Raw genomic sequence first — 10,004 nt, 5'->3', positions numbered from 1 at the left:
AAGTGTGTTAATTTCCAAAAAACCCTTGTTTTTAATAGATTTGTAAACTTAGATTAGAAAGAGTATGAGCGCAACAAAAACATTATTTGACAAAGTGTGGGATTCACACGTAGTACATAAAATACAAGATGGTCCAGATGTACTGTTCATAGACAGACACATGGTTCACGAAGTAACTAGTCCCGTTGCTTTTTTAGGTTTAAAAAACAGAGGTATCCCTGTAATGCATCCTGAGAAAACATTTGCAACGGCTGACCATAATACTCCTACCATAAATCAACATTTACCGGTTGCAGATCCTTTATCTGCAAACCAGTTAAGAATGCTTGAAGAAAATGCCAATGAATATGGTATTTCTTACTGGGGATTAGGTCATGCAAAAAATGGTATTGTACATGTTGTAGGTCCTGAATATGGTATTACCCAACCAGGTGCTACTATAGTATGTGGAGATTCACATACTTCAACGCACGGCGCTTTTGGTGCTATTGCTTTTGGTATTGGTACTTCTGAAGTTGAAATGGTATTGGCTACGCAATGTATTATGCAGCCTAAGCCAAAGAGAATGCGTATTAACATCAATGGTAAAATGAGTAGAGGGGTTACACCTAAAGATGTTGCCTTATTCATTATTTCTCAATTGACCACTTCTGGAGCTACAGGATACTTTGTAGAATATGCTGGTGAAATCTTTAAGGATATGAGCATGGAGGGTCGTATGACCGTTTGTAACCTAAGTATAGAAATGGGTGCCCGTGGTGGTATGATCGCTCCTGACGAAAAAACGTTTGAATATATAAAAGGTCGCGAATTCACACCAAAAGGTGCAGATTGGGATAAAGCAATGGCGTATTGGGAAACACTTTATACAGATGAAGATGCCATTTTCGATAAGGAATTAACTTTTGATGGTTCATTAATTGAACCAATGATTACATATGGTACCAACCCAGGTATGGGTATGGGAATTTCCAATGACATTCCTATGGCCAGTGACGTCCAAGGTGGTGCTACTACTTATCAGAAATCTTTGAAGTATATGGATTTTAATGAAGGTGATAGCATGATGGGGAAATCAATTGATTTTGTTTTTTTAGGAAGTTGTACCAACGGACGAATTGAAGATTTTAGAGCTTTCGCATCAATCGTAAAAGGAAGAAAAAAAGCCGATAATGTAACTGCATGGCTTGTCCCTGGATCACATAAAGTTGAAGCAGCTATAAAAGAAGAAGGTATTCTTGATATTTTAAATGAAGCTGGATTTGAGCTTCGTGAGCCTGGTTGTTCTGCTTGTTTAGCTATGAATGATGATAAGGTGCCTCCTGGCAAATTAGCCGTAAGTACTTCAAACAGAAACTTTGAAGGAAGACAAGGTCCTGGTTCACGAACTTTATTGGCTAGTCCGCTAGTTGCAGCGGCAGCAGCTGTAACAGGTAAAGTGACAGACCCAAGAGAATTAATGGTAGAACTCGTATAACGAATTCACCTTCAGCTATTGGCCCTTGACTTTTTGCAAAACAAACAATTATAATAATAAAAGCTAATGGCTAAAACCCAGAAGCTAAAAAGCTATAAGAAATGGCATACGATAAATTCAACATATTAACATCGACCGCAGTCCCTTTACCCATAGAGAATGTAGATACAGACCAAATAATTCCTGCACGATTTTTAAAGGCAACTGAACGTGTTGGTTTTGGTGACAACCTTTTTAGAGATTGGCGTTACAACCAAGACAATACTTTGAAAGAAGATTTTGTTCTGAATCAAGATAAATTCAGTGGTAAAATATTGGTCGGTGGAAAGAACTTTGGTTCTGGGTCATCTCGTGAACATGCTGCCTGGGCAGTATATGATTACGGATTTAGATGTGTAGTATCTAGTTTTTTTGCAGATATCTTTAGAGGTAACTGTTTAAATATAGGTGTATTGCCGGTTCAAGTAAGTGCTGAATTTCTACAGAAAATATTCGATGCAGTTGAGGCTGATCCATCTACAGAATTAGAGGTTAATCTTCAAGAGCAAAAGATTACTTTATTACCAACAGGAGAAAGTGAATCTTTTGATATCAACGATTACAAGAAAAACAACATGTTAAATGGTTTTGATGATATCGATTACTTATTGAACATCAAAAATAATATTGAGACTTTCGCTGAAAGCACACCTCTGTAATTCAATTTTCATTTAACGGAAGAACACTAATGAAAAGAAAATTGGAAATAATGGATACTACCCTTCGGGATGGTGAACAAACCTCTGGGGTATCCTTTTCTGCATCAGAAAAATTAACTTTAGCAAAACTACTTTTAGACGAGCTTAAGGTAGACCGTATAGAGGTTGCATCGGCTCGCGTTTCTGATGGTGAGCTTGAAGCAGTTCAAAAAATCACCGAATGGGCCGCTACCAAAGGATATTTAGAACGAGTAGAGGTTCTAACTTTTGTAGATGGTGGTGTTTCATTGGATTGGATGCAAAAATCGGGTGCCATTTCTCAAAACCTATTGACAAAAGGTTCTTTAAACCATTTAGAACATCAGTTAAAGAAAACTCCTAAACAACACTTTGCAGAAATAAGTGAAATTTTTAAAAATGCTGCTAAAAGAGGTGTTATTAATAATATCTACTTGGAGGATTGGAGTAATGGGATGCGAAATTCAAAAGCGTATGTTTTTGAATTTTTAGAATTTCTTTCAACACAACCTATAAAAAGAATATTATTACCAGATACGTTGGGCATTCTAACATATACTGAGACGTATGCCTATATTTCAGAGATAGTTCAAAAATTTCCCGATTTACATTTTGATTTTCATGGTCATAATGATTATGATTTAGGTGTCGCTAATATTATGGAAGCTGTAAAAGCGGGTTGCCATGGTCTGCATTTAACTGTAAACGGTATGGGGGAAAGAGCTGGCAACGCACCAATGGCAAGTGCCGTTGCCGTAATCAATGACTTTTTACCTGAGGTAGAAATTAGTGTAAACGAAACCTCTTTATTTAAAGTAAGTAAACTAGTTTCAGCATTTACAGGGTTTACAATTCCTGCAAACAAGCCCATTGTTGGTGACAATGTATTTACGCAAACTGCTGGTATACACGCCGATGGTGACAGTAAAAAGAACTTGTACTTTAGTGACCTTATGCCAGAACGTTTTGGCAGAAAACGTAAATATGCATTGGGAAAAATGTCTGGTAAAGCCAACATTCAGAAAAACTTACAAGAACTTGGACTGACACTGAACGATGATGAATTAAAAAAGGTAACAGCAAGAATAATTGAATTAGGAGACAAAAAAGAGCGAGTTACTAAAGATGATCTTCCCTTTATAATATCCGATGTTTTAGATACAGCCGATTACAAACAAAGAGTTTTTGTCAAATCGTATGTATTGACCCATGCAAAAGGTTTAATGCCCTCTACTACCCTATCCGTTGAAGTAGATGGTAAAATTTATGAAGCACATGCTCAAGGCGACGGACAGTATGACGCTTTTATGAATGCATTAAAAAAAGTATATATTGCTAAGAATAAAACGTTACCGAAGTTAACAGATTATGCGGTGAGGATACCACCAGGAAGTACTTCTGATGCCCTTTGTGAAACAGTAATTACTTGGGAAATGGATGGAAAAGAATTTACCTCGAGAGGGTTAGATTCTGACCAAACGGTTAGTGCCATTAAGGCTACCGAGAAAATGTTGAATATAATTTAAACAGATTGCTTCATACCTTGCAATGACAAGATATAAGCAACATACAAATACACAGAATGAAATTAAATATTGCCTTATTGGCCGGTGATGGTATCGGTCCAGAAGTTATTGCTCAAGCGGTAAAGGTATGTGATGCCATTGCGAAGAAATACAACCATGACATCAATTGGAAACCTGCGCTTACGGGTGCAGCGGCCATTGATGCTGTTGGTGAGCCTTATCCTGATGAAACACATGAAATTTGTGCCAATGCAGATGCCGTTCTTTTCGGTGCTATTGGACACCCGCGCTTTGACAATGACCCTTCCGCGAAAGTACGTCCTGAGCAAGGATTATTAAAGATGAGACAAAAATTAGGTTTGTTCGCCAATGTACGTCCAACCTTTACTTTCCCTTCTCTCATAGATAAATCTCCTTTAAAAAGAGATAGAATTGAAGGTACCGATTTAATTATTTTAAGAGAATTAACAGGCGGGATCTATTTTGGTGAACGTGGTAGAAAAGATAACGGTAATACGGCATTTGATACAATGACTTACCAACGTTTTGAAATTGAACGTTTAGCCAAAAAAGGTTTCGACATGGCAATGAAGCGTTCTAAAAAGTTATGTTGTGTAGATAAGGCCAATGTTCTAGAATCTTCTAGATTATGGAGAGAGACAGTTCAGGCAATGGAAAAAGATTATCCAGAAGTTGAAGTTACCTATGAGTTTATCGATGCTGTAGCCATGCGATTAATTCAATGGCCAAAAGGGTATGATGTAATTATTACGGCAAATTTATTTGGAGATATCTTAACAGATGAAGCTTCTGTTATTGCAGGTTCTATGGGTTTAATGCCTTCTTCTTCAGTAGGTAGTAAAGTTTCATTATATGAGCCAATTCATGGCTCTTACCCACAAGCAGCAGGTAAGGATATTGCAAATCCTTTAGCTACCGTACTTTCAGCGGCCATGCTATTTGAAGATATGAACATGACACAAGAGGCTGAGGAAATCAGGAGAGTTGTCAATAAATCATTAGCAGAAGGGTATGTTACCGAAGATCTTGCCGATGGTGGTAAAAGTTATAAAACTAGTGAAGTTGGCGATTGGTTGGCCAGCAACATCTAATGAATACATTTGAAATAAAAAGTCCCTTTAATCATATGATTAAAGGGACTTTTTTATGAGTTAGATTCTTGTTATTGAATTTCTTACAAATTATTATAAGCTTCCTTGTGTTGATATATCTTGTTCATAAATACTTTTAACAATTGCATGAATATCTGGTATAACAGTCCTTGCTAATTTCGAATTACCGTTCAACAATACACAAATTCCTAAATCTGAGTCTGGAAATAATGCAATTTCGTTTCTATAATTATTTACACTACCACCATGATGCCAAATAGTTTCTTCTGCTGACTTTTCATTTTCCTTTAATGTGTGAATACGCCATCCAAAACCATAAGCGGATGTTAAGTGACCTGGCCATCTTTGGTAATATTTACTGTGTCCGTTTAAAGCAATATATGGCTGAAATACCTTTTCAACATCTTCCTTAGACATTACCTCTGGATTATGCCCAAGTAAAAAACGCATCCATTTTGCCATATCTAGCGAACTGGCATTGATACCTCCTGCTGCAATGGCATTGTAGTATTTATCGGTTAAAGATAAAGCTCTCCAATGACCACTACTTTTAGTATGTGGTAAAGCAACATTTTCAGAATTAATTAGTGTTTGGTGGTCCATAGATACCGATTGCATATTCAATGGCTTAAAAAACTTATCAGTCAACAAAGTTTGAATATTCTTACCAGTAGCTTTCAACATAATTTCTTGACTTAATGAAAACATGGCATTCTGGTAACTATATTGAAGCCCAGGTTCTGCAATTGGTTGAACTTCATCAAAACGACCGGCAATTTTAGACATCGATAAGCCTGCTTCCACCAAGTTGGTGAAACTGTGATATGGTGTACCAGAAGTATGAGATAAAAGATGGGCTATTTCAACTTTATCTGTATTAATTTTATTTCCAAATTTAAAATTTGGAATGAATTCAACGACTTTATCATTCCAATGAATTTTACCTTCACTTTCAAGATTGGCTGCTAGCACGCCGGTAAACCCTTTCGATATTGAACCCAACCTAAAAAGCGTTTCACCATCTACCTTTTCAAGTCCCTTTACACTTCTTTTTCCAAATCCATTTGAAAGTATAACAGAATCACCACTAACTATACTTACTCCTGCACCTACTATATCACCTGATTTAATCGCTTTATCAAAATATATAGTTAATGCCGATTTCAAGGCTTCTTGACGTATGGCATATAATTTAATTTCCCTTTTCTCTGCTAAAGTTTTAACAGGATTTGAATTTGAAATAATCGCCTTCGAATGTTCAGGTTTAAATGACGAAGCTGTAAGGACAAATAGTAAAAGAACCAATACTATAGTTCCTAGGAATAATTTAGTACGTTGCACGAAAGAAGGTTTAGGTTTTATAATAACGCGTTAAAATGCATTTAATTACGATGAAATACCCAAATTACAAAATTTAACACGAAAACCGAGTCATTCTAAAAAAGTAATGAAATATATTTTTAAGTTAACTTATCTAAATTTTGAACAGGAAAAAGGAACCTTTAGATTTGGTTCCTTAATCTTATAGAAGATAAATTCCCTAACAACCAATTACCAATTTCTTGTCCTTAATTGCTTTTCTTTTTCTTACAAATAAAATAGCTACCGCTATTGAAACCCCAGCAAAAGCCAAAATTGCACCTACCAAACTAGAGTAAATAATTCCGTATCCAAATGCTATTGGTAATCCTGCTAAATATGCGCCAGAAGCATTTCCCATATTAAATGCACTTTGATTCATTGATGAACCCAACATTTCAGAACCCTTAGAGGTGTTAATTATTGCCATTTGTATAGGAGTAGAAACAGAAAAAGATATCACTCCAATTATAAAGGTCATTACCATTAATAAATAAGGATTAGTGGCGATAAACATATTTAATATTAAAACTGCGGACATGACCGATAGACTAATAATTACCGCTTTTAACGGAGAGAACAAATCTACCATTTTCGCGCCCAAAAAATTACCGACTACCATACCTAAGCCAGCCAACATCATTGCGTAACCAACATAATGATTTGGCAAACCGGCCACATCTGTTATTAGAGGCGCAACATAACTATACCAAGCAAAGAAACCACCAGTACCAATAGTCGTTAAGGCAATCAAGGCCCAAAGTTCAGTATTCTTTAAACCTTTTGTAACACTTACTTTTTTTTCTGGAGCTTCAATTTCAATTTTCGGCATCCACATATAAATACTACCTAAAGCCAATAAGCCTACAAAACCAACTAAATAAAAAGATATACTCCAGCTAAATTGTTGACCTAAATAAGTTCCGATAGGAACGCCAATTACATTGGCAACCGTTAATCCAGAAAACATAATAGCTATACCTTGAGCAGATTTTCCCTTCTTTGCTAATTTTGTGGCAACTACCGCACCAATACCAAAAAAAGCACCGTGTGGTATTCCTGATAAAAACCGAAGAAAAAGTAGACTTTTATAACCAGATGCTAAACCAGACAATGTATTAAAAACAGTAAACCAGATCATTAGTGAAAACAGCATTTTCTTGGGCGTAAGTTTAGAACCCAACCCTGTTAATAATGGGGCCCCCACCACTACACCTAATGCATACGCCGCAATAAAATGACCCGCTTGTGGAATGGTAATTTCCAAAGAGTCAGATACTTCGGTCAAAATTCCCATAATAACAAACTCGGTAAGACCTATACCAAAACCTCCAATAGCTAAAGCAAACAAAGCTTTCTTATTTGATTTTATAGTATCCATAACCTGTATTTTAAAGTTCTAAACTATAATTGTTAAAAAAATAAAAGGCAAAGTTAATACCATAATACAGGTAATAACGCTCATAGATTACCATATTTATGTTAATAATTACCTGCTACAAATTGTAAGCATTCTGTATTTATTACAATTCAGTTTACAATATCAACAACTCGGATAATCGAATTCCAAAAAACTTCAATTACAATTCATATTTGCGATATCAATCAAAAATATAAATTAAAATGAAAACTTTATCCCTCTTATTATGTACACTAATTCAAGTTAGCCTTTTTGCACAAAATACGGTATCAGGAAAAGTAATTGACCATCAAGGAGTACCTATTATTGGTGCAAATGTATATTTACAAGGCACTTATGATGGCACGGCAACTAATGAAGATGGACAATTCTCTTTTGAAACTAACGAAAAGGGAGAGCAAACATTATTAGTATCATCCATTTCTTTTGAGACGTATTCTAAAACAGCAGATATCAGCATCTTTAAAAATGTATTTATTAAGCTAAAAGATGATGTAAATACTTTAGATGCGGTCACCGTTAATGCCGGTACCTTCAAAGTAGGCGACAATGCAAAGGTAACCGCATTAAAACCCTTGGATATTGTTACTACAGCCGGTGCGCTGGGTGATTTTTTAGGAGCATTACAAACATTGCCAGGAACAAGTAATGTTGCGGAAGATGGTAGATTGTTCGTAAGAGGAGGCGATGCAGAAGAAACACAAATCTTTGTGGATGGTATGCGTGTATTTACACCTTACTCCCCTTCTGCCAATAACATTCCGTCAAGAGGTAGGTTATCGCCATTCCTATTTAAGGGAATCACTTTTTCTACTGGTGGATATTCTGCCGAATATGGTCAGGCACTGTCGAGTGTTTTACTTTTAAATAGTATAGACGAGCCTCAAGAAGAAAAAACTGAAATCTCAGTAATGTCTGTTGGCGTCGGACTTGGGAACACCCAAAAATGGAAGAAGAGTTCATTGAGCTTAAATACATCCTATATCAATTTAGCACCTTATCAGAAATTATATTCAGATACTAATGAATGGCATAAACCTGTAGAATCTATAGGAGGTGAAGCGGTATACAGATACAGATTTAATAATGATGGATTATTAAAAGTTTATGGAGCGTACAGTTCGGTGAATTTTGATTTGACCCAAGAAGATATTAATGAAATTGATGGTGTACGATTTGGATTAAAAAATAGAAACCTATATGTCAATACATCATATAAAGATTTCTTAGAAAAAGATTGGAGTATTGCTATTGGTATTAGCTTTGCCAACGACCGTTCAGATTTAAATTTTAGTTCAGCGGACATCACCGATGTTGAAAATTCAGCTCACTTTAAAGTAGCTTTGAACAAGTACTTTTCTAGTCGATATAAATTAAGTTTTGGTACTGAATACTTTATCACAAACTTCACTGAAAACTATAACAATGATACCATTGAAAACAATTATGGTTTTAATAATAATATTCTAAGCAGTTTTATTGAAACCGATATTTTCTTTTCAAAAAAACTAGCGACCAAGGTCGGAATACGAGGTGATTATGCTGAACTATTGCAAGAATTCAATCTGTCGCCAAGAATTTCCTTAGCCTATAAATCAGGTGCAAACTCACAATTTTCATTAGCCTACGGTGAGTTTTTTCAAAATCCGAAAAATGAGTACTTAAAATTCAATGCTGATTTTTCTGCTGAAAATACATCGCATTGGATCGCCAATTATCAATATGTAAAAAACAAACAAATCTTTAGAGTAGAGGCTTATTATAAAGATTATAATGATTTGGTAAAATACGACACACCATTAGCCTTACCCACTTCCAACTATTCCAATTTGGGTAATGGATATGCAAAAGGACTCGATGTTTTTTGGAGGGATAACAAGACAATTAAAAACACTGAATATTGGTTATCTTATTCGTATCTGGACACAGAAAGGGAGTATAAAAATTACCCGACTAAGGCTACCCCTAATTTTACAGCTAAACATAATACCTCTTTAGTTGTAAAACATTGGATTGAAGATTGGAAAAGTCAGACAGGTCTGAGTTACAATTTTGCCTCAGGACGAACCTATACCGACCCTAGCAAAGAAGGATTCTTGACTGAACAAGCTAAAAATTTCCATTCCTTAAACTTTAATTACGCCTATTTAATCAGTCAACAAAAGATTTTGTATTTCTCCATAAGTAATGTTTTAGGAACCCAAAATGTTAATGGATACCAATATTCCGATCAGACAAACACGAAAGGTTTGTTTGACCGAAGAGCTATTTCCCTTGCTGCTGACCGCTTCTTTTTCGTAGGGTTCTTTTGGACGATTAGCGATAATAAAAATGATAATCAACTTGACAATCTTTAGAAATTACAATTCAATA

At 35.5% G+C, this 10,004-nt stretch carries 7 protein-coding genes; 5 read left to right on the top strand and 2 right to left on the bottom strand.

All coding sequences use genetic code 11. The features are described from left to right. The first annotated feature begins 64 nt into the window (after positions 1–64). From leuC to leuB, 4 genes are all read left to right on the top strand, one after another. Entirely contained in the window at positions 65–1,477 is a 1,413-nt protein-coding gene (gene leuC / locus AACZ41_RS16555; RefSeq protein WP_339629716.1) for a 3-isopropylmalate dehydratase large subunit, read from the top strand. A 101-nt stretch (positions 1,478–1,578) separates the two neighbouring features. Next, the gene (gene leuD, locus AACZ41_RS16550; RefSeq protein ID WP_339629715.1) at positions 1,579–2,175 is read left to right on the top strand and encodes a 3-isopropylmalate dehydratase small subunit; all 597 of its coding nucleotides are present in this window, start codon (positions 1,579–1,581) and stop codon (positions 2,173–2,175) included. Between the two features lie 29 nt (positions 2,176–2,204). Next, positions 2,205–3,719: an alpha-isopropylmalate synthase regulatory domain-containing protein gene (locus AACZ41_RS16545; RefSeq protein ID WP_339629714.1), complete on the top strand. Its 1,515-nt coding sequence runs from the start codon at positions 2,205–2,207 to the stop codon at positions 3,717–3,719. 56 nt (positions 3,720–3,775) lie between these two features. Then, on the top strand, positions 3,776–4,831 hold the full coding sequence (gene leuB / locus AACZ41_RS16540; RefSeq protein WP_339629713.1) for a 3-isopropylmalate dehydrogenase: 1,056 nt from the start codon (positions 3,776–3,778) through the stop codon (positions 4,829–4,831). A gap of 93 nt (positions 4,832–4,924) precedes the next feature. On the opposite strand, the gene AACZ41_RS16535 is transcribed toward leuB, so the two are convergent. Beyond that, entirely contained in the window at positions 4,925–6,193 is a 1,269-nt protein-coding gene (locus AACZ41_RS16535) for a serine hydrolase domain-containing protein (RefSeq protein WP_339629712.1), read from the bottom strand. A 199-nt stretch (positions 6,194–6,392) separates the two neighbouring features. Then, entirely contained in the window at positions 6,393–7,592 is a 1,200-nt protein-coding gene (locus AACZ41_RS16530; protein ID WP_339629711.1) for an MFS transporter, read from the bottom strand. 242 nt (positions 7,593–7,834) lie between these two features. On the opposite strand from AACZ41_RS16530, the gene AACZ41_RS16525 reads away from it, so the two are divergent. Continuing rightward, positions 7,835–9,988: a carboxypeptidase-like regulatory domain-containing protein gene (locus AACZ41_RS16525; RefSeq protein ID WP_339629710.1), complete on the top strand. Its 2,154-nt coding sequence runs from the start codon at positions 7,835–7,837 to the stop codon at positions 9,986–9,988. The last annotated feature ends 16 nt before the right edge of the window (positions 9,989–10,004 follow it).

The sequence above is a fragment of the uncultured Maribacter sp. genome (genome assembly GCF_963974015.1).
Taxonomy (GTDB): domain Bacteria; phylum Bacteroidota; class Bacteroidia; order Flavobacteriales; family Flavobacteriaceae; genus Maribacter.
The sequence above is the reverse complement of the archived record's forward strand: the minus strand, read 5'-3'. Positions and strand labels throughout refer to the sequence as shown.